The following is a 20,520-nucleotide window of genomic DNA, read 5'->3' as shown; positions in this document are numbered from 1 at the left end:
TGTTGACGCGGTAGGACGGCCGCCATAGACGAACGGCATGGCCGGATCGAGGTGGATCCGGGCCGATTGATCTCTCGAGGTTTTGCATGAGCGCCGCCGGTCCCGGTTCGATCACCATCAGCGACGAACTCGTCGCGGAGGCGCAGAGCTCCAATGCCTGGCCGTTCGAAGAGGCCCGCAAGCTCGTCGCGCGGCTCGATGCCAAGGCCAAGGACGGCGAGGTCCTGTTCGAGACGGGCTACGGCCCGTCCGGCCTGCCCCATATCGGGACCTTCGGCGAGGTGGCCCGCACGTCCATGGTGCGCCACGCCTTCCGCGTCCTCACCGCCGACAAGGTCCCGACGCGGCTCCTGTGCTTCTCGGACGATCTCGACGGTCTTCGCAAGGTGCCGGACAACGTGCCGAACCGGGAGATGATGGCAGGCTTCATCGGCAAGCCGCTGAGCCGCGTGCCAGACCCGTTCTCGAACGAGCATCCCTCGTTCGGTGCGGCGAACAATGCGCGGCTGCGCGCCTTCCTCGACCGTTTCGGCTTCTCCTACGACTTCGCTTCGGCGACCGACTACTACACGTCGGGGCGGCTCGACGAGACGCTCCTGAAGATGCTCCGCGCCTATGACGAGGTGATGGAGATCATCCTGCCGACGCTGGGGGCGGAGCGGCGCGCGACCTATTCGCCGTTTCTCCCGATCCATCCGAGGACCGGGATCGTGCTTCAGGTGCCGATGGTGGATCGCGATCCCGAGCGCGGCACCATCGCCTATCTCGACCCCGATACGGGCGAGCGGATCGAGACGCCCGTCACCGGCGGCGCGGTGAAGTGCCAGTGGAAGGCCGACTGGGCGCTGCGGTGGACCGCGCTCGGCGTCGACTACGAGATGGCGGGCAAGGACCTGATCGATTCCGTCACCTTGTCCTCGAAGATCTGCCGGGCGCTCGGCGGCACGCCGCCGGAGGGCTTCAACTACGAGCTCTTTCTCGACGAAAAGGGCCAGAAGATCTCGAAGTCGAAGGGCAACGGCCTGACGATCGACGACTGGCTGGCCTATGCCTCGCCGGAAAGCCTGTCCTTCTACATGTATGCCAAGCCACGGGCGGCGAAGCGGCTGCATTTCGACGTCATCCCGAAGGCCGTGGACGAGTATTACAACTTTCTCGACGCGCAGTCGCAGCAGACGCCGCAGCAGCTCCTTCAGAATCCGGTCTGGCACATCCATGCCGGAGAGGCGCCGCGCTCGGGACCGCCGGTGCCCTTCGCCATGCTTCTGAACCTTGTCTCCGCCTCCAATGCCGGCGACACGGGCACGCTCTGGGGCTACATCTCGCGCTATGCGCCGGGAACGACGCCGGAAACGGCCCCCGAGCTCGACCGGCTGGTCGGCTATGCCCTGCGCTATTTCAAGGATTTCGTGGAGCCCTCCAAGGTCTTCCGCGCGCCGGACGAGGTGGAGCGCCAGGCGCTGGAAGCGCTCGACGCCAAGCTCGCGGCGCTCGATCCCGCCGCCGACGCCGATGCGATCCAGGATGCGATCCTCGACGTCGCTCGCCCGATCGAGCGTTATCAGGACGCCAAGAAGACCGGTCCCAACGGCGGCCCCGGCGTGTCCGGAAGCTGGTTCCAGATGCTCTACCAGACGCTGATCGGGCAGGAACGCGGTCCGCGTTTCGGCTCCTTCGTCTCGCTTTACGGAATCGCCGAGACGCGCGCCCTGATCCGGTCCGCCCTCGATGGGACGCTCGGCGACAAGGCTGCATAGGCCGCGGATGGCGGGAGATCCGCCGCCGCGGATGCCCCGCCGTCCGGCGCGATCTTTCGCGCAGACGTCGCGCCTGCGCAGGAGGCAGGCTCAGCTTCCGTCGCCCCAGAGACCGAGGCGCGCCGTTCGAGCCTTGGCCTCGGCCTCCTCGTAGCGGCTGCCCGCCGCCGCTTTCGCCCAGCCGTTCTCGACGAGCCAAGCGCCGATGTCCTTGTTGTCGAGCGTGCAGGAACTCTCCGTCAGCGACTGGCTGTCGGCGAAGTTCGTCGGCACCTCGCAACGGATCGAGCGTGCGCGCAGCCAGCCGCGAAGGGCCGTTCTCGCCTTGGCGCCGCAAGGCCAGCTTCCGCCGCCTGCCAGCTCGCAGCGTCGTTCCGCCGGCGGCGCCTCGATTCCGGTGAGCTTCACGCGGGCCTTGCCCACCTGGAAGGTCGAGGTGTCGACGGCGATCGGCCGCGTCAGGACCTGCAGAACCTCGCCCGACGCCGCCCCATCGAGCGCCGCGGCTTCCGGCGCGGCGGGCGGGATGTCGCCCGGTGTCTCGGCGGGAACCTCCGGCGACACCGTCTCCGGCCGGGGTGGCGCGGACATCCCGCCGGCCGCATGCCCCGTCTCGGCGGCTTCCCCCGTTTCGGCGGCTTCCGGTGGTTCCATGCCCGGCATCTCGGTCGGTACGTCGAGCACCATCGGCGGCGCGAGCGACGCGGCGATGTCGGCGCGGCGCGGCACGGCGAAGGCGAAGCTTCCCGCGAGGAGTGCCAGCCCCGCCACCATCAGTGTGATGCGGCGAGCCGGAGAGGGGGTTTCCTCGGAGGTTTCGGTCGGGGTCATGGAAACAGCTTCACCCGTCTCGCGTGTGTGTCCGGAGATGTCCCGTTCACTGACTGGCCCAGAGGATGCGTGCGATCCACTCGATGTCGCTGATCGGAAACTGCCGGTCGGGATAATCCGGATTGATCGAGACGAGTTCGATGGTCTTGGAGGTCTTGCGCTGCAGCACCTTCGCCATCACCTCGCCGCCGCGCGTGCGCACCACCACGCGGTCGCCGCGCCGCACCGAGGCGCCGGGCGCCACGATGACGATGTCGCCGTCGCGATAGAGGGGCAGCATGGAATCGCCGGAAACCTCCAGCGCGTAGACCGGCTCTTCGCCCGCCGCCTGGGGCAGGGCGATCTCGTCCCAGCCTTGCCCGACGGGAAAGCCGCCGTCGTCGAAATAGCCGCCGGTGCCGGCCTGGGCGAAGCCGATCAGCGGAACCACCGCGCGAGGCGCCGGACGCTGCGCGGACATGGCCTCCGGGCCGCCGCGCATGAGGGCCGTGAACTCGTCGAGCGAGGTGCTCGTCGCCTCGACGATCTTGGCGATCGACTCCGTCGAAGGCCAGCGCGGCCGCCCGTCCGTCGCCGTTCGCTTCGACTTGTTGAAGGTCGTGGGGTCGAGGCCGGCGCGTCGCGCAAGGCCCGATGCGGTCATCTTGTGCCGGGCGGCCAAGCCGTCGATCGCCGCCCAGACCCGTTCATGGGAGAACATCCGCAGGGTCCCAAAATGGATGATTGAAGGAATAAATACCTTCAGCGCCTCGTCTTACGGCGAGACGGGGCGATTGTCCAGATGGGGTCCCCAGCCCCCGGACGGTTTTTCCCCATCCGAGCGGATCTCTCCCGCGCTGGATTGTTCCGCCGGATCAGTCCGCGCGGAACGGAGGCCTGCCGCTGTCCAAAGCGTGCTCGAGGTCGTCGATCCGATCCTGCCCGAAGAAGGGCTCTCCGTTGAGGACATAGCCGGGACTGCCGGGGATGAGGGCCGCGAGAGCCGCATCGGAATTGGCCTTGCGGATGATCGCCGATTCCGGCGCTTGCGCGAGATCGAGGACGTCCGCCGCGGGAAGACCGAGCCGTTCGAGATAGGACTCGATCTGCACGCGATCGGCGATGTCCTCGTTGCGGACCCAGACGCCGGAAAACACCATTTCCATGAAATCGAGCGGATTTTGCCCCATCTGGACGAGCGCGACCGTGGCGAGGTCCGCGAAGGTTCCGTCCGCCGGGAAGTGCCGGGGGCGAACGTTGATGGGCAGGCCGCGGCGCTCGGCGATGCGCTTCAGGTCGATGATGCGGTAATCCTGCCGGAGGGCCGGGCGCTGGGCGAGCGGCAGGTTGCCCGTCACGGACCAGAGGACCTTGAGGTCGATGGGCTTGGGCAGCAGCGTGGCGTTGTGGCGACCGGCGACGGAGCGGATCTCCTCATGCCCGAGATAGGTGAAGGGCGAAATCGAGGTGAAGTAGTAGTCGATGGCCGGCATGGTGATCTCCCGTGCTCAATGCGGTCATCCATACCGGTCCGAGACCGTCGACGGCAACCACCGGCCCACGGGCGCTTCGGAACCGCAGGCCGAAATGCGGCATTGTCGTGGAGAAACACGCACCCGGCCGTGGCGAAGGAGACCTCTCGCCCGCTATGGTGTCGAACGAGGCTCGACGGTCGGCCCCGATGAATGTCCCGATGCGATCACGACGAGCGACATGAGCCCGAGATTCGGACAGAACACCAGCGAGGAAATGCGCCGCCGGGCCGCCGAGCCCGGACGCGGGCGCGACGCGACGGGTCCGTTCTCGATTCCCTTCAAGGGCTGGCGCGACATCGGGCAGCGCCTCTACTTCTCGTTCTTCGAAGACCGCGTCATGCTGATCGCGGCAGGGGCGACGTTCTATCTCCTGCTCGCGCTCTTCCCGGCCTTCGCCGTCTTCGTCTCGCTCTATGGCTTCGTGGCGGATCCGAACTCGATCGCGGAACACATCGCCTTTATCGGCCAGTTCCTGCCCCAGGCGGGCATGGAGCTTCTCCAGTCGCAACTGGAACGTCTCGCCGCCCAGGACATCACGGTCCTCTCGCGCGGTTTCATCATCGGTCTGGCCTTTTCGCTGTGGAGCGCGAACAACGGGATCAAGACGCTGTTCGAAGCGATGAACGTCGCCTATGGCGAGCAGGAGAAGCGCTCGTTCCTCAAGCTGAACCTCGTCGCCTTCTGCTTCACGCTCGGAGCGGTGTTCATCGGGATCATCCTCATCGTCGCGGTCGGCGTCGTTCCCGCCGTCATGGCGGTGTTCGGGCTCTCCACCTTCACGGACTCGCTGATCGCGGCGATGCGCTGGCCGGTCGTCTTCGTCCTCATCGTCGCCTCGATCGCGCTGATCTACCGCTACGGTCCGAGCCGCAACCGTGCCCGCTGGGTCTGGGTGATCTTCGGTGCGATCCTGACCTCCGTCGTCTGGCTGGTCGGATCGATCGCCTTCTCCTGGTATCTCCAGAACTTCGCCAATTACGGCGCGACCTACGGCTCTCTGGGCGCGGTCATCGGCTTCATGATGTGGGTCTGGGTGTCCTCGCTCATCTTCATCATCGGTGCGGAGATCAACGCCGAGATGGAACACCAGACCGCGCTGGACACGACCGACCTGCCGGAAAAGCCGCTCGGCGAGCGCGGCGCGCGCGTGGCCGACACGATCGGCAAGAGTTCCTCGCGCGGGCGCGTGCCGGTGCCGGAGAAGAAAGGCCTGTTCGGGAAGTTCAGGAAGGCGCGGGCCGACGGAGCGTTGTAGGTCGCCGCGCGATTCTCGATGGCGTCGCGTCGACGCGGCTTAGAGCGCCGTACGTCCTTTCGGATTCACCAACGACGCCCTCGATCTGTGACTCAACGCGTCGGTCTATCCCAAAATCCTCTCCGATCTTGGGACGATGCTCTCCATTAAGGCTGGAACATTCTCGACATGGCAACCACCGCTCCGACAAGGACGATGGTCTGAAAGCCGATGGCGGAAATCACCCATTTGATCGTATCGGCCTTGCCCGCCTCGATCTTGGCTTCCAAGCGCAGATCGAGTGCCTGAATGTCGGCTTTCGTCTCTTGACGATGTGACTGCATTTCCGCGCGCAGCTCGGTTCCGAGATTTTGCAGTTCGGCGCGGACCGCTTGAAATTCGGCCTTGGTCTCCGCTCGGATCGCCTGCAGATCGGCCTTGGTCTCCGCTCGGATCGCCTGCAGATCGGCTTTGGTCTCAGCGCGGATCTCCTGCAGATCGGCCTTGATCTCAACTCGGATCGCCTGCAGATCGGCCTTCGTTGCGGCCGTCGAGGCGTCTGCCTCGCGCGCATCCCGCAGCACGAACGTCATCGCCTCGGCCTGGAGATCCGAGAAGCCGGCGGCCTTCAGCTTGCCCGCGATGGCGAGAGTGTCGAGGCTGTGGGCGCTCATCGCGTGGTTCCGGTCATGAGGTCAGTGCAGCGCGAAAGCACCTCGCGGTCAAGCCGGCATCAACGATGCGGCAGGGCAGTCGCTTCAGGGTCTGATCGTGCGAAGGAGAGGATCGCATCCTTCCGACAGCCGGGTTGGCTCACATGGGTTTGCGAAGCGATCACCCTAAGCGAAGCGGAGGTGGCGCCGATCGCCTCCTCCGCCGTTCTCATTCCCGGCGCTTACGCCGCCTTCGCGTCGGCGGGTGCGAAGCGGGCGTAGAAGGTCTCGCCCCTTGCCGCCATCTCGCGAAGGAGCGGGGTCGGCTGGAAATGCTCGCCATAGGACGCGGCCAGCGTTTCGCAGAGCGCGACGAAGGCCTTGGTGCCCATCCCGTCGATGTAGGAGATCGTGCCGCCGGTATAGGGCGCGTAGCCGAAACCGAGGATCGAGCCGACATCGGCCTCGCGCGGATCGGTGACGACGCCTTCCTCCATCGTGCGCGCCGCTTCCAGCGCCATGGTCACGAGGAAGCGCTGCTTCAGCTCGGCGTAGTTCACCGCCTCCGGACGCTTCTGCGCGAAGAGGTCCTTCAGACCCGGCCAGAGGTGCTTCTTGGCGGGCTTGGCGGGATAGTCGTAGAAGCCCTTGCCGGCCTTGCGGCCGAGGCGGCCCTCGTCGTCCACCATGCGGTTGACCAGCGCGAAGTGCCGGGCGTCGACCGCGGCGTCGCCGAGATCGCGGATCGTCGCCTTCAGGATCTTCTGGCTGAGATCGACCGCCACCTCGTCGTTGAGGGCGAGGGGACCGACGGGCATTCCGGCGGCCTTGGCGGCGTTCTCGATCATCGCGGCGGGAACGCCTTCGATCAGCATGTCGTAGGCTTCGTGGATGTAACGGAACACGCAGCGGTTGGCGAAGAAGCCCCGGGTGTCGTTGACGACGATCGGCGTCTTCTTGATCGCGCGCACGAAGTCGAGGGCTACGGCAAGCGCCTCGTCGCCGGTCTCCTTGCCGAGGATCACCTCGGTCAGCATCATCTTGTCGACGGGCGAGAAGAAGTGGATGCCGATGAAGCGCGTCTTCTCGGGGAAAGCCTCCGCCAGCATCGAGATCGGAATGGTCGACGTGTTGGAGGCATAGATCGCGCCGGGCTTCAGGACCGCTGCCACCTTCTTGGTGACATCCGCCTTCACGTCCTTGTCCTCGAAGACCGCCTCGACGACGAGATCGACGTCGGCGAGAGCGGCATAGTCCGGCGTCGCCTGGATGCGGCCGAGAAGGGCGGCCGCATCCTCCTTGGAGGAACGGCCCTGGCCGACGAGCTTCTCGACGATGCCCTGGCTGTGGGCCTTGCCCTTGTCGGCAGCGGCCTGGTCCCGATCGATGAGGACGACTTCCAGGCCCGCCTTGGCCGAGACATAGGCGATTCCCGCGCCCATGAAGCCGGCGCCGATGATGCCGACCTTGGCGACCGTTTTCGGGCCGACCGATTTCGGCCGGCGGGCGCCCTTGCCGAGGTCCTGCATCGAGACGAAGAGGGAGCGGATCATCATGGCCGCCTCGGTCGTCTGGAGGACCTCGGCGAAATAACGCTGCTCGACCTTCAGCGCCTGATCGATGGGCAGGAGAAGCCCTTCGTAGACGCATTTCACGATGGCGCGCGCGCCGGGATAATTGTCCTGGGTTTCCTTGCGGTAGAGCGAGGCGACGGCCGGCCAGAGCTGCGCGCCCTGCGCCGAGTAGACGGGACCGCTCGGCAGCTTGAAGCCCTTCTGGTCGAAGGGCTTCACGGCGGGAACGCCGGCCCTCAGCATCGCCTTGGCCTTGTCGACGAGATCGGCCAGCGGCACGGCCTCGTCGATGAGCCGCATGGCCTTGGCCTTGGAGGCGGACAGCGTCTCGCCCTTCAGCAGCATCTGGAGCGCGGACTGCGTGTCGGTGAGGCGGGGAACGCGCTGGGTGCCGCCGGCGCCGGGAAAGAGGCCGACCTTGACCTCGGGCAGGCCCATCTTGGCCTCGCTCGCCGCGACGCGGGCATGGCAGGCGAGGGCCAGTTCGAACGCGCCGCCCATGCAGGTGCCGTTGATCGCCGCGACGAAGGGCTTTCCGCACGTCTCCAGCTTGCGGTAGATCCAGGACATGGCTCCGGCGCGCTCGAAGAGTTCGGCGACCGCGGCCGGCCGGTCGGTCTCGACCTTCGCCTGGTAGGCGTCGAACATCCCCCGCAGCATCTTCAGGTCCGCGCCGCCGGAAAAGCTGCCCGTCTTGCCCGACGTGATCACCGCGCCCTTGATGGCGGCGTCGCCGACGACCTGGTCGACCAGCGCGTCCAACTCGCGCATGACCTCCTCGGTGAAGACGTTCATCGACCGGTCGGGCATGTCCCAGGTGATGAGGGCGAAGCCGTCGCTGTCGGTCTCGATGGTGAAGTTCTTCATCGTATCTGTCTCCCGGACTGTATCGAGGTCATGTGGCTGTCTGCGTGAGGCGACGGTAGGTGGCACTGTACTTTCCGCGATCCGGTCGACCGAATTTCGCGTCCGTCTCCGCAGAGTTCAGAAAGATTTCAACGCTCCGATGTCATGGTTCGTCATCGATAGTATCCGACGGACTGACGACGATGACACAGGGCTGCGAGGGCTGCCGTTCCGGCACCGAACTCGACTTCAACTTCTCGATGGCGTTCCAGCCGATCTACGACACCGCCGCCGAGCGCGTCTGGGGCTACGAGGCGCTCATTCGCGGCACGGCCGGAGAAGGCGCCTACGAGATCCTGTCCCGCGTCGGTGATGATCAACGCTACCGCTTCGATCAGGCCTGCCGCGTCAAGGCGATCGAACTGGCCGCCCTGCTGTTCCCGACCGGCTCCGACGTCCAGCTGTCGATCAACTTCATGCCCAACGCCGTTTACGAGCCGGCCGCCTGTCTTCGCGCGACGCTCGCCGCTGCGAGGACGCATCGCTTCCCCCAGGCCTCGATCATGTTCGAGTTCACCGAGGCCGAGGAGATCGCCGATACCGGCCATCTCACGAAGATCATCACGGAATACCGCCGCCAGGGCTTCATCACCGCGATCGACGATTTCGGCGCCGGCTATGCGGGTCTCGGCCTTCTCGCCGATTTCCAGCCGGACCTCGTCAAGATCGACATGAAGCTGATCCGTGGCGTGGACACCAGTCGCGCCCGCCAGGCGATCGTCGCCGCGATCCTTCATATCGCGCGCGAACTCGACATCACGATCCTCGCGGAGGGAATCGAGACGGAGGCCGAGTTCACGACGCTGCGGGCTGCCGGCATCCGTCTCTTCCAGGGTTACTACTTCGCCCGGCCGGCCTTCGAGGCTCTGCCGCCGATCTCCGCCGGCAGCGCGGATGCCGTCCGGCCGGCGCGTCGCGCCGCCGGCTGATCCCACTCTGGCAGGGGAGAACCGGGCGACCATTCCCGAACGGCCTCAGACCCGCTCGATGATCGTCGCGGTGCCCATGCCGGCGCCGATGCACAGCGTGACGAGGGCGGTGGTCTTGTTCAGCCGCTCCAGTTCGTCGAGCACCGTGCCGAGGATCATCGCGCCGGTCGCACCCAGCGGATGGCCCATGGCGATGGCGCCGCCGGCCACGTTGATCTTGTCGTGCGGGATGTCGAAGGCCTGCATGTAGCGCAGGACGACCGCCGCGAAGGCCTCGTTCAGCTCGAAGAGGTCGATGTCCGACAGCTGCATTCCCGCGCGCGCCAGAAGCTTCTCGGTCACGTCGACGGGCCCGGTCAGCATCAGCGCGGGATCCGAGCCGATGTTGGAGAAAGCGCGGATGCGCGCGCGCGGCGCCTTGCCGAGGATCGCGCCGCCCTCCTTGGAGCCGAGGAGCACGCCCGCCGCGCCGTCGACGATGCCGGACGAGTTGCCGGCATGGTGGACGTGGTTGACGCCCTCGAGTTCGGGATGGGCCTGGATGGCGACCGCGTCGTAGCCGCCCATCTCGCCGGGCATGGCGAAGGAGGCGTTGAGGCTGCCGAGCGACTGCATATCGGTCGAGGGACGCATGTGCTCGTCGCGGTCGAGGATGACGATGCCGTTCTGGTCGAGAACCGGCACCACCGACCTCGCGAAGCGGCCTTCCTCCCAGGAGCGGGCGGCCCGCTTCTGGCTCTCCACGGCGTAGGCGTCGACGTCGTCGCGGGAGAAGCCGTATTTCGTCGCGATGAGATCGGCCGAGACGCCCTGCGGCATGAAATAGGAGGGAATGCCCACGGAGGGGTCCATGAACCAGGAGCCGCCCGCCGCGCCCATGCCGACGCGCGACATGGATTCCACGCCGCCCGCGATCACGAGATCATCGGCGCCGAAGGCGATCTTGGCGGCGCCCAGATTGACCGCATCGAGGCCCGACGCGCAGAAGCGCGAGATCTGGACGCCCGGCGCCTTGAAGTCGTAGCCGGCCTCGAAGGCGGACGCCTTGGGGATCACCGCGCCGGCTTCGCCGACGGGATCGACGCAGCCGTAGATGATGTCGTCGACCTTCGCCGTGTCGATCCCGTTGCGGTCGCGCAGGGCCTCCAGAACCTTGGCGCCGAGGCGCACCGCGGGAACCTCGTGGAGCGCGCCGTCCTTCTTGCCGCGGCCACGGGGCGTACGGACGTGGTCGTAGATATAGGCTTCGGTCATCAGGCATCTCCCGTCATGGTGAAGCCGCGCCATCTCGCAACGGCCTGTCGCGTCCGCGAGAACGCGCGAGTGAGTTATCGGAGCATAGGTTCGCCCGCATGGGAACGGACGAACCTGTTTCAGAACGCGTCGGCGTCCAGCGCCATCATGGAATCGGCGCCCGCCGAGATGCGGGCGAGGTGGGCCGAGGTCTCCGGCATCAGGCGCTCCATGAAGAAGCGGGCGGTGACGAGCTTCCTCTCGAGGAAGGCAGCATCGCCGTTGGCGCCGGCCTTCAGCTTCTCCTGGGCGACCTTCGCCATCCGGCCCCACATGTAGCCGAGCGCGACGAGGCCGAAGAGGTGCATGTAGTCGGTGGACCCCGCGCCGGCATTGTCGGGTTTGGCCATCGCGTTCTGCATCAGCCACATCGTGGCCGCGCCGAGATCCTTGGAGCCCTTGTGGATGCCCTTGGTGAAGGGCGCCATGGCCTCGTCGGCGCGATGCTCCTCGCAGAAGGCGTTGACCTCGGCGAAGAAGGCCTGGATCGCCCGACCGCCGTTCAGCGCAAGCTTGCGACCGACGAGGTCGAGCGCCTGGATGCCGTTCGCGCCCTCGTAGATCTGGGCGATGCGGGCGTCGCGCACGAACTGCTCCATGCCCCATTCCTGGATGTAGCCGTGCCCGCCATAGACCTGCTGCGCCATGACGGCGTTGTCGAAGCCCTTGTCGGTGAGGACGCCCTTGATGACCGGGGTCATCAGGCCCATCCAGTCGTCGGCGGCCTGACGCTCCTTTTCGTCTTCGGCGAGGTGGGCGAGGTCGCCCTTCAGCGCCGTCCACAGCACGAGCGCGCGGCCCGCTTCGTTGATCGAGCGGATCGTCATCAGGATCCGGCGAATGTCGGGATGGACGATGATCGGGTCCGCCGCCCGATCGCTCGCCTTCGCGCCGGAGAGCGAGCGGCCCTGGATGCGCTCTCGGGCGTAGACGACGGCGTTCTGATAGGCGGCTTCCGAGACCGCGAGGCCCTGGATGCCGACGCCCAGGCGCGCTTCGTTCATCATCGTGAACATGGCCCGCAGGCCCTTGTCCTTCTCGCCGATGAGGTAGCCGGTCGCGCCGTCGTAGTTCATCACGCAGGTCGCATTGCCGTGGATGCCCATCTTCTCCTCGATGGATCCGCACGACACGCCGTTGCGCGCGCCGGGTTCGCCGGCGTCGGTCAGCACGAACTTCGGCACGATGAAGAGCGAGATGCCCTTGACGCCCTCCGGCGAGCCTTCGATGCGCGCGAGGACGAGGTGGATGATGTTCTCGGAGAGATCGTGCTCGCCGGCGGAGATGAAGATCTTCTGCCCGGAAATGCGATAGGCGCCGTCTTCGGCGGGTACGGCCTTGGTGCGAAGAAGCCCGAGATCGGTGCCGCAATGGGGCTCGGTGAGGTTCATGGTGCCCGTCCAGGCGCCTTCGACCATCTTGGGCAGGTAGGCCTGCTTCTGCTCGTCCGTGCCATGCTGGACGATCGCGGCGATCGCGCCGGCGGTCAGGCCGGGATACATGGCGAAGGCCATGTTGGCGGCCGACATGTATTCGTTGACCGCGGCCGACAGCGTGTGCGGAAGTCCCTGTCCGCCGAAATCCTGCGAGACGGACAATCCGCCCCAACCGCCCTCGCGGAAGTGGCGATAGGCTGCGTCGAAGCCCTTCGGCGTCGTCACGGTGCCATCGGAATGGCGCGTGCAGCCTTCGCGGTCGCCGACCTGATTGAGCGGCTGGAGCACTTCGGACGCCAGACGGCCGGCTTCGCCGAGGATCGCCTCGACGACGTCGGGCGAGGCATCCGAGAATCCGGGAAGATTGTCGTATCGCTGCAGGCCGAGCAGATCGTTCAAGACGAAGAGCGTATCGGCGACGGGGGCCTGATAGACCGGCATGCGCATCTCTCCCTATGCGACGTGGCGCATCATAACTTTGACGTTTACGTCAATGGGAAGGCATATACGCCGATGCCGGGATCGGCACAAGAGCGGGCCATGCCGGGATCGGCAGGGGAGAGCGGTGGCGGGGGAGGGCGTTGGGGAAAATCGAGGGAGAGCGTCAGTCCGCCCGACAGAGGGCTGTCGGCGTCGCGTCCCCGGTCAGCCGAGCCGATGGTGGCGCATCGACGCGTCGCGCGGGACACCGGCGACGCGTCGATGCGCCACCGAGAGCACCGGCCCTTGGATCAAACGCGTCAGTCTGCAAGTCCGCCGAGCGGACGCAGGGCGTTGAAGCGTCCGTCGTGCGTCCAGATGACCGCACGGCGTCGGGGCGCGGTGGCGCGCGTCAGCCCTTGCGCGGCGTCGCCAGCTTCGAGCGAACGAATTCGATCGAAACTTCCATCGCCCGAATCGAGGCGTCGATCTCCCGACGCTGTTCCTGAAGCACCTGATGCTGTTCCTCGAATCGGTCGAGGGCCACCTCCATCTGGCGGCGGGGGCCATTCGGCTGATCGTAGATCTCGATGATCTGCTTGGCCTCGGTCAACGAGAAGCCGAGCGTCTTTGCCAGCAGCACGAGGCGCAGGCGCGCCCGGTCCCTCCGCGAGTAAAGGCGAGTGGTTCCGCGGCGCTCGGGGCTCAGGAGGCCGCGATCTTCATAGAAGCGAAGTGTTCGCAGCGTCACGCCGAATTCTCGAGAAAGATCTCCGATTCGGAAGGTATCCCTATCACTTTCCGGATCGACCTGGGTGCCGAGAAGGAAGCCGATATCCACCGGGACGTCTGCTTCCGCGATGTCTTCAGGCGGGGTTTGCTGGTTCATCTTTGCGCTCAACTTTGGAATTACATCGGGGCTGACCTAGAGACAAGTGCCTGATGTCAATGCCCTTTCACATGCGGGATATATCGTGCCGCATGTCCACCTTACAATCCTTTACGCCTCTTTAAGATGCGCCCGCAAATCCAGCCTCGCTCCTGCCAGCCTTTCTATACCGGGTCGACGCGCTGCCGACCGGGCTCTGCCACTCGTGGTGACAAGCGGTTCGTGTCAGAGTTGCTTCTTCCGATTTGTTGTTCGGGAGGGGTGGACGCTTCGCAGGGGTCGAAGAGGTTTGACGATGCTACAGTCGAGATCGCCGTCACAGGAGTCGCCGGCATCCGGGAGCCGCGACGGCTCACCGCTGGCCACCCTCAGCCGCACATTGCAGGCCCTCGAGGACCGTCTGTCGCGCCTTCCCGCCATGCGCGCGGAATCGGTCGGCCCGGTCGCGACGCCGTCGGTGATCGTAACGCCATCGGAGCCCTCTCCCATCTCCCGACGGGCCGCCCTGACGGATGCGGTCTCCGAAATCGTCATGCGGCGGCAGATGCTGGACCGCGAGGCTTCGAACGACGGCGACCGGTCGGCGGCAGGGCGTCTGCGCGAACCTCTCGACATGGCCCCGCGAACGCCGGCGAGCGCCGTTCCCGCCCGCCTGCGGGAGCACCTTCTACAATCCTTCGCCTCCGATGCCGAGACGCTGAAGGCCGAAGGCAGCGGCTTTGCCGCCATCAGCGAGGTCGCGGCTGAACTCCAGCGCCTTCGCGAGGAGATCCGGCGCGATTCGCGTCCGAAGGTCGATCCTCGCTTCGAGGAGATGCGTCTCGCTTTCGACGGCTTGCGGGCCATGATCGAGGCGCGTGAGGGCGAGGAGCGGATCGGTCCCGAGCTCGCGCGGGTCGCCGGCGGACTGGCCCAGCTCACCGAGGACGGCGCCGACCGCGCGACGTTGAACACGCTGCGGGCCGAACTGGAGGAGATGCGCAGCCTCTTCACCGACATGGCGCGCGAGACGAGCCTCCAGGCCGAGGCCGAAATCGAGGTCAAGCGCGACATCAAGGACGAGCTGCAGCGCCTGCGCGAGTCGCTGCGTTCGCTCGCCAGCGAAGATCAGGTCAAGGCGGTCGAGAAGCGCTGGGACGAGTTCGAGGAGCGCTACGTCCAGACGCCGGCCGCGCCGAGCGAGATCACGATTTCCCGTCTGCTGCAAACCGAGCTCGAAGCCGTGCGGGGACAGATCGAGGCCTTGTCGGACAAGACGCCGATGGATGCGGTCGAGAAGCGTTGGGACGCGCTCGAGGAGCGGCTCGACCAGCGGGACATGGAAAAGACGATCCAGCACCTCGCCGATCGCATGGGCGATATCGAGCAGCAGCTGTCGCAGCTGCCCAGGAGCCTCGGCATCTCCGCGCTCGACGAGCGGGTGCGCACGCTGGCCCAGGGCGTCGAGATGCTCGCGCTGCAGGCTCCGGGTCCGGATGTCGAGCAGTTCGTCATGATCGAGGATCGTCTCGACGAAATCTCCCGCGCCATCGTGGCGACGTCGATGCAGCAGCCGGCGATCGACATGGCGCCGATCGAGCGCATCGAAGCGCGGATCGCCATGTTGACCGCCCGCATCGATCGCGTGTCCACCGACGGCGACACCGAAATGCTGGCGCAGCGCGTCGCGGAACTGTCCTCGCGCCTCGAAACCATCTCCAACGATCCGGCGCCCGCCCGCATGGCCGAACGGATGGCGGCGCTGGCCGAACGGCTCGAGGTCGTCTTCGCCGAGCTCGAGACCCCGCGGATCGACATGGGCGCCATCGAGGCCCGCCTGTCCGGACTGACCGCGCGTCTCGAGGAAACCGCGACGCCCCAGATCGACGCCGACGTCGTGAAGGCTCTCGAAGCGCAGATCGCTCGCCTGGCCGAGAGTCTCGAGCGTCCCGAGCGCCTGCAGATCGCCGAATCCGATCCCGAGGTCGAACGCCGTCTGGCGGCGATCGAGCAGCGGCTGGACGATCAGCGCGATGCGCTGATCTCGACCGCGCGCGAGATCGCCGACGACACCGCCCGCCGCATGCAGGCCGCCGGCGATCGCCGCCAGAGCGAGCACGTCGCGCAGCTGTCCGAGAATCTGAAGGCGCTCGAAACCTTGTCCCGCGCCAACGACGAACGTGCCGGACAGGTCTTCGAAAGCCTGCACGGCACGCTGATGAAGATCGTCGATCGGCTGGAGCAGATCGAACAGGACGTCGGCGGCAAGCGCTCGGCTGCGCCCGCGGCCGAGGTCGCCCGTCAGCCGCAGGCCGCGGCCATGGCCTCGGCAGCGCCCGCGGCTGCGATGCGCGCCGCTGGAGCGCCCTCGGGCCGCGCCGACGCTGCGGCTCCGGCTTTCCTGACCGTCGGCGCGTCGGCGGTCGCGGAAAAGCCCTCGGTCCGCGAGGCGGTTTCCGCGCCGTCGCTCGACGCCGCCGACATCATCGACCGCAAGGAGGTCAATCGTCCGCTTGAGCCCGGCTCGGGCGCGCCCGATATCGGGGCCCTCCTGGAGCGTCTGCAGCTGCAGCGCGGCAAGGGCAACGGCCCGCGCGAGCCGCTCGGCGATGCCGAACTCGTCGCCGCCGCGCGCCGGGCCTCCCGCGCCGCCGCCGCCGCCGTCGAGACCGAAGCCAAGGCTGCGGCGACCGAGACCGGCAAGACCGGCGAAGGTCGCGTCGCTGCCTTCGTCCAGCGTCGCCGCAAGCCGATCCTTCTCGCCGTCCTCGCCGTGATCGCCGCTCTGGCGGCCCTGCCCTTGAAGGAGGCGATCCAGGCGGGTTCGACGGACGTCGCCGAAACCACGCCGCCCCTGACGATCGAAGGCACCGCGATCCCCGTGCCCGCGATCGAAACGACGTCCGATACCGCCTCCGCCCAGCCGTCGGCCACCGTTTCCCCGCCCGAGGCCGAAGCGACGGCCACGGGCGACGAGGCGGCGGCTTCGACGGAAGCTGCGGCGGCGCCGATGGTCCCGATGGACCCGGTCGCCGGCCCCGCGCCCGAAGCGGCGACGTCCTCCGCGGCGGCCGTGGCCTCGACCGGTTCGGTCGACGGCGATGCCGTGCCGGCGCGTCGCGGCGCGCCGACGACGGAGCCCTCTGCCGTTCTGGCGCGCGCCGAAGGCAAGCTGCCGGCCGCCGCGCTCGGCTCGGCCCCCGCCGCCCCCGCCGGCATCGGCGCGCCCGCTCTGGTCTCCGCCGCGGAAGGCGGCGACGCCAAGGCCCTGTTCGAAATCGGCCTGCGCCTCATGGAAGGCCGGGGTGCCGAGCCCAAGCCGGCCGAAGCCGTCGTCTGGTTCGCCCAGGCCGCCAAGCGCGGCTTCGCCCCGGCCCAGTACAGCCTCGGCACGCTCTTCGAGAAGGGCAATGGCGTGACGCGCGACACGGGGGCTGCGCGCGACTGGTACCTGCTGGCCGCGGATCAGGGCAACGTGCGCGCCATGCACAACCTCGCCGTCCTCTACGCGACCGGCGTGGAAGGCGTGTCCGATCCCGATACGGCGTTGCGCTGGTTCGAGAAGGCTGCCGATTTCGGCATGCGCGACAGCCAGTACAATCTCGGAATCCTCTACGCCCGTGGTTCCGGGACCGACCAGGATCTCCTCAGCTCCTACAAATGGTTCGCGGTCGTCGCCCAAACCGGCGACAAGGATGCCGAGGCCAAGCGCGACGAGATCGCCAAGTCGCTGAGCCCCGAGCAGTTGAAAGAGGCCAAGGAGCAGGTGACGGCCTGGTCGCCGAAGCCTCGGCCTGAGGCCGCCAACACGGTCGAACTGCCGGCCGGCTGGACCGACAAGACGGACACGACCGCCTCGGTCGACATGAAGCGCGCGGTGCGCAACATCCAGGCGATCCTCGGCAAGCTCGGCTACGATGCGGGTTCGCCGGACGGCGTCCTCGGCGACAAGACCAAGACGGCGATCGCCGCCTTCCAGAAGCAGGCCGGCCTGAAGGCGACCGGCTCGGTCGACGAACCCCTCATCCGTGCGCTTCTCGAGCGCAAGGACGGCTGATCCGGACGGGCCGACGTCGCAAACGAGACATAGAAACGGGCTCGGATCGGCGCGATCCGGGCCCGTTTGCCGTATGACGGAGAGGTTGTTCTTCCCGGCGCCGTCATTTGCGCCGTTTCTGCCGGTCGGTGCGGAATTCGAAACCGATTTCCGGCACGGTGGCGTGACGTGACCCCATCGCCTTCGGCGCAAGCCTCGTCGGGCCTGCTGCCGATCCAGTCCGAGTTGGCCGGTGAACCTTTATCTTCCGATCGCCGAGATCTCCGTGAACATGCTGGTGCTCATCGGCATGGGCGCAGCGGTCGGCTTCCTGTCGGGCATGTTCGGCGTCGGCGGCGGCTTCCTCATCACGCCGCTTCTCATCTTCTACAACATCCCGCCGGCCGTCGCGGTGGCGACCGGCGGCAATCAGGTGATCGCAGCCTCCTTCTCCGGTGCGCTCGCCCATTACAAGCGGGGAACGATCGATCTGAAGCTCGGCGGCATGTTGCTGGCGGGCGGCGCTGCCGGCTCGCTCGTCGGCGTCCTGATCTTCACATGGCTGCGCCGACTGGGTCAGCTCGATCTCGTCGTTTCGCTTCTCTACGTCGTTTTCCTCGGGACGATCGGCGGACTGATGCTGGTGGAAAGCATCAAGGCGATGCGGCGCGTCGGGGCCGGCGGATCGGGCGAGGTGCGCAAGCACGGGCAGCACAACTGGGTCCACCGCCTGCCGCTGAAGGTGCGCTTCCAGCGCTCCAAGCTCTACGTCTCGGCCATTCCGGTGCTCGGCCTCGGCTTCTTCATCGGCATCCTGTCGGCCGTGATGGGGGTCGGCGGCGGCTTCATCATGGTGCCGGCGATGATCTATCTCCTGCGCGTGCCGACGAGCGTCGTCGTCGGCACCTCGCTCTTCCAGATCATCTTCACGGCCGCCGCGACGACGATCATGCAGGCGGCCACCAACCAGACGGTCGACGTCGTCCTCGCCTTTCTTCTCATGATCGGCGGCGTCGTCGGCGCGCAGTTCGGCGCGGAGGCGGGGCGCAAGCTGCGCGGCGAGCAGCTGCGCGCGCTGCTGGCGCTGCTGGTCCTGTCGGTCTGCCTGCGGCTCGGCGTCGAGCTCATCGTCTTCCCCGCCGATCTCTATTCGATCAGCCTGCCGAGCGGGGCGGTGCGGTGAGGGGCGTCGCGGCCGCGGCACTCGCCTTCGTCCTCGTCGCGTCGGGTCCGGGCGCGACGCAGGAGGCGCCATCGGCCGCCGTGCCGACCGTCGCGCCCACGGCCGCCGCCGTTTCGGTCGCGAACGAGCCGATCGACATGCCGGAATCCTTCGAGATCGGCCTTTCCACCGACACGGTCGTGATCACGTCGAGCTTCAGCGGAACGCGGCTCGTGGTGTTCGGCGCGCTGGACGACGCGGACGGCCGCATCCGGCGCCAAGGCGGATACGACATCATCGTCGCTCTGGAAGGTCCGAAGGTGCCCGTCGTCGTCCGCGAGAAGGAGCGCGTGCTCGGCCTGTGGATCAACCGCGGTTCGGAGCGGTTCGACAGCGTGCCCGTCTCCTACGCGCTGGCGGCGACGAAGCGGCTGACCGACATCGCCCCGCAGGCCATTCTCGAGAAGATCTCGATCGGCATCGACAATCTCCGGATCGGGCTCGGCGCGACGTCGCCGCCGGGTCCGAACCGCGACGAATACGCCACCGCGCTGCGCCGCATCCGCGGGGATCGCGGCCTCTACAATGAGACGTTCGGCACGGTCGAATTCGTCAGTCCGACACTGTTTCGCGCGGAACTGTCGCTCCCGGCCAATCTTCCGGTCGGCAAGCACCAGGCGCGGGCCTTCCTGTTTCGGACCGGCGCCTTCGTGGCCGAGCGCTCGGGCACGCTCTGGGTCGTGAAGTCGGGCTTCGAGAACCGCGTCTTCGCCCTGGCCAAGACCTACGGCCTTCTCTACGGCATCTTCGCCGTCGCCCTCGCCATCTTCACCGGTTGGCTCGGTCGGGTGATGTTCCGGCGGGACTGATCGCGGCTCGCCGGTGCGGGACCGCTTCAGCTGAGAGCGCTGAAGCGGATCGGGAACATGCGCGTCGTGCCGATCACGAGCGCATGGGCTTCCTCCAACCGGAAGAGGCCGTGAAAGGCGCGGTCGAGGACGCTCAGTCCGCCCGTCGTCACACCGAACGAGGGCATGATCATGCGCGAGCCGTCGGTGGCGAAGCAGGCGCCGCGCACCGAGCGTCCCGCGGCCGAGACGCGGGCGGCGGGATGGAGATGGCCCGCGACCTCGCCGTGGCAAAAACCCGGCGTCGGCTCGTGCCGGAAGATCCAGGGCCCGATCCGGGCCTCCTCCAGCGTTTCGCCGCCGACGAAGGCGGGAGGCTCGGGATCGTGATTGCCCTTGATCCAGAGCCATTCGCGGCCCGTCATCAAGGCCGTCAGCGCCTCGCGGTAGGGCGCCGGCATGAAGGCCGCGCCGTTGCGGTCGTGGAAGCTGTCGCCAAGGCACAGGACGCGGGCGGGATCGTAGCGACCGATCGCGGCGCCGAGAAGCTGCAGCGTCGCAACGGTATCGTAGGGCGGCAACATCATGCCACGCCGCGCGAAGGCCGCGCCCTTTTCGAGATGGAGATCGGCGACGACGAGAAGGTCCTGGGACGGCGCGAACAGCACCCCGGTCGGATCGCAGACGATCTCGGCCCCCGCGAGATCGGTCGCGATCGGGTCGCAGTCCGCGTGGCGCATGCGGCGCGCAAGTGCATTCATCGGGAACGGCCGTCTCATCGTGATTCGCGTTTCGTTCCCATGGAATCGGATCGGGCCGGGCGCCGCAAGGGAGGCCGTGCCGCTTGCGGCCGGCCGCCGCATGTCAGGTCCACTTCGTGGTGTAGAACCTGCCCTTATAAATCTCTACGACAAGAGGGGCGCAAAGATCAATGTTTTCAGCTACATGGTAGGACAGCATCTAGACCCTGTGACCGTTGTGAGACTGGCTAGGCCCGGCCTTATTTGATGGTAGATTTCGGTATGCGTTCACGAAGTCGTATGTGAGGGGAGGGCTGCT

15 protein-coding genes are annotated in these 20,520 nt (G+C 67.0%); 6 read left to right on the top strand and 9 right to left on the bottom strand.

The annotated features are described in order from the left end of the window. Positions 1-86 precede the first annotated feature (86 nt). Entirely contained in the window at positions 87-1,757 is a 1,671-nt protein-coding gene (locus ASG43_RS01910; protein ID WP_056499590.1) for a lysine--tRNA ligase, read from the top strand. 90 nt (positions 1,758-1,847) lie between these two features. On the opposite strand, the gene ASG43_RS01905 is transcribed toward ASG43_RS01910, so the two are convergent. From ASG43_RS01905 to ASG43_RS01895, 3 genes are all read right to left on the bottom strand, one after another. Continuing rightward, positions 1,848-2,588, bottom strand: a complete 741-nt coding sequence (locus tag ASG43_RS01905; protein ID WP_156386345.1) for a thermonuclease family protein — start codon at positions 2,586-2,588, stop codon at positions 1,848-1,850. Positions 2,589-2,634: 46 nt separating this feature from the next. Then, entirely contained in the window at positions 2,635-3,288 is a 654-nt protein-coding gene (locus ASG43_RS01900; RefSeq protein ID WP_056499586.1) for a helix-turn-helix transcriptional regulator, read from the bottom strand. Between the two features lie 154 nt (positions 3,289-3,442). After that, positions 3,443-4,060, bottom strand: a complete 618-nt coding sequence (locus ASG43_RS01895) for a 2-hydroxychromene-2-carboxylate isomerase (protein WP_056499583.1) — start codon at positions 4,058-4,060, stop codon at positions 3,443-3,445. 220 nt (positions 4,061-4,280) lie between these two features. Between ASG43_RS01895 and ASG43_RS01890 the strand changes: the two genes are divergently transcribed. Then, entirely contained in the window at positions 4,281-5,357 is a 1,077-nt protein-coding gene (locus ASG43_RS01890; RefSeq protein ID WP_056499581.1) for a YihY/virulence factor BrkB family protein, read from the top strand. A 146-nt stretch (positions 5,358-5,503) separates the two neighbouring features. Here ASG43_RS01890 and ASG43_RS01885 read toward each other — a convergent pair whose 3' ends face one another. Continuing rightward, the gene (locus tag ASG43_RS01885; protein WP_056499578.1) at positions 5,504-6,010 is read right to left on the bottom strand and encodes a coiled-coil domain-containing protein; all 507 of its coding nucleotides are present in this window, start codon (positions 6,008-6,010) and stop codon (positions 5,504-5,506) included. 221 nt (positions 6,011-6,231) lie between these two features. Then, positions 6,232-8,430 carry an FAD-dependent oxidoreductase gene (locus ASG43_RS01880; RefSeq protein ID WP_056499576.1) on the bottom strand — a complete coding sequence of 733 codons (2,199 nt, stop codon included), beginning with the start codon at positions 8,428-8,430 and terminating at the stop codon, positions 6,232-6,234. Positions 8,431-8,612: 182 nt separating this feature from the next. Here ASG43_RS01880 and ASG43_RS01875 point away from each other — a divergent pair, with 182 nt between their 5' ends. After that, positions 8,613-9,398, top strand: a complete 786-nt coding sequence (locus ASG43_RS01875) for an EAL domain-containing protein (RefSeq protein WP_056499575.1) — start codon at positions 8,613-8,615, stop codon at positions 9,396-9,398. A gap of 45 nt (positions 9,399-9,443) precedes the next feature. Here the strand turns inward: ASG43_RS01875 and ASG43_RS01870 are convergent, their stop codons facing one another. The 3 genes from ASG43_RS01870 to ASG43_RS01860 all read right to left on the bottom strand — a co-directional run bounded on the left by ASG43_RS01870 (position 9,444) and on the right by ASG43_RS01860 (position 13,436). Further along, a complete protein-coding gene (locus ASG43_RS01870; protein ID WP_056499573.1) occupies positions 9,444-10,652 on the bottom strand; it encodes an acetyl-CoA C-acetyltransferase in 1,209 nt (402 codons plus the stop codon). A 119-nt stretch (positions 10,653-10,771) separates the two neighbouring features. Continuing rightward, the gene (locus ASG43_RS01865) at positions 10,772-12,568 is read right to left on the bottom strand and encodes an acyl-CoA dehydrogenase C-terminal domain-containing protein (RefSeq protein ID WP_056500968.1); all 1,797 of its coding nucleotides are present in this window, start codon (positions 12,566-12,568) and stop codon (positions 10,772-10,774) included. A gap of 391 nt (positions 12,569-12,959) precedes the next feature. After that, a complete protein-coding gene (locus tag ASG43_RS01860) occupies positions 12,960-13,436 on the bottom strand; it encodes a MerR family DNA-binding transcriptional regulator (protein WP_056499570.1) in 477 nt (158 codons plus the stop codon). Positions 13,437-13,731: 295 nt separating this feature from the next. Here ASG43_RS01860 and ASG43_RS01855 point away from each other — a divergent pair, with 295 nt between their 5' ends. The 3 genes from ASG43_RS01855 (at position 13,732) to ASG43_RS01845 (ending at position 19,482) form a co-directional block, all read left to right on the top strand. Next, a complete protein-coding gene (locus ASG43_RS01855; protein WP_156386343.1) occupies positions 13,732-17,472 on the top strand; it encodes a peptidoglycan-binding protein in 3,741 nt (1,246 codons plus the stop codon). Positions 17,473-17,704: 232 nt separating this feature from the next. Beyond that, positions 17,705-18,634, top strand: coding sequence for a sulfite exporter TauE/SafE family protein (locus tag ASG43_RS01850; protein ID WP_056499566.1), 930 nt, complete (start codon positions 17,705-17,707; stop codon positions 18,632-18,634). Further along, positions 18,631-19,482, top strand: coding sequence for a TIGR02186 family protein (locus ASG43_RS01845; protein ID WP_056499565.1), 852 nt, complete (start codon positions 18,631-18,633; stop codon positions 19,480-19,482). Before ASG43_RS01850 ends, ASG43_RS01845 begins: the two co-directional genes overlap by 4 nt. Before the next feature lie 26 nt (positions 19,483-19,508). Here the strand turns inward: ASG43_RS01845 and pdeM are convergent, their stop codons facing one another. Then, entirely contained in the window at positions 19,509-20,222 is a 714-nt protein-coding gene (gene pdeM / locus ASG43_RS01840) for a ligase-associated DNA damage response endonuclease PdeM (RefSeq protein ID WP_056500967.1), read from the bottom strand. Between the last annotated feature and the right edge of the window lie 298 nt (positions 20,223-20,520).

This window comes from Aureimonas sp. Leaf454 (assembly GCF_001424685.1).
Taxonomy (GTDB): domain Bacteria; phylum Pseudomonadota; class Alphaproteobacteria; order Rhizobiales; family Rhizobiaceae; genus Plantimonas.
Note: the sequence above shows the minus strand (reverse complement) of the source record. Positions and strands in the feature narration are given on the sequence as shown.

Coding starts and splice junctions, on each gene's coding strand:
- ASG43_RS01910 (WP_056499590.1), top strand. CDS start 87: ATGAGCGCCGCCGGTCCCGGTTCGATCACCATCAGCGACGAACTCGTC.
- ASG43_RS01905 (WP_156386345.1), bottom strand. CDS start 2,588: ATGACCCCGACCGAAACCTCCGAGGAAACCCCCTCTCCGGCTCGCCGC.
- ASG43_RS01900 (WP_056499586.1), bottom strand. CDS start 3,288: ATGTTCTCCCATGAACGGGTCTGGGCGGCGATCGACGGCTTGGCCGCC.
- ASG43_RS01895 (WP_056499583.1), bottom strand. CDS start 4,060: ATGCCGGCCATCGACTACTACTTCACCTCGATTTCGCCCTTCACCTAT.
- ASG43_RS01890 (WP_056499581.1), top strand. CDS start 4,281: ATGAGCCCGAGATTCGGACAGAACACCAGCGAGGAAATGCGCCGCCGG.
- ASG43_RS01885 (WP_056499578.1), bottom strand. CDS start 6,010: ATGAGCGCCCACAGCCTCGACACTCTCGCCATCGCGGGCAAGCTGAAG.
- ASG43_RS01880 (WP_056499576.1), bottom strand. CDS start 8,430: ATGAAGAACTTCACCATCGAGACCGACAGCGACGGCTTCGCCCTCATC.
- ASG43_RS01875 (WP_056499575.1), top strand. CDS start 8,613: ATGACACAGGGCTGCGAGGGCTGCCGTTCCGGCACCGAACTCGACTTC.
- ASG43_RS01870 (WP_056499573.1), bottom strand. CDS start 10,652: ATGACCGAAGCCTATATCTACGACCACGTCCGTACGCCCCGTGGCCGC.
- ASG43_RS01865 (WP_056500968.1), bottom strand. CDS start 12,568: ATGCCGGTCTATCAGGCCCCCGTCGCCGATACGCTCTTCGTCTTGAAC.
- ASG43_RS01860 (WP_056499570.1), bottom strand. CDS start 13,436: ATGAACCAGCAAACCCCGCCTGAAGACATCGCGGAAGCAGACGTCCCG.
- ASG43_RS01855 (WP_156386343.1), top strand. CDS start 13,732: ATGCTACAGTCGAGATCGCCGTCACAGGAGTCGCCGGCATCCGGGAGC.
- pdeM (WP_056500967.1), bottom strand. CDS start 20,222: ATGAATGCACTTGCGCGCCGCATGCGCCACGCGGACTGCGACCCGATC.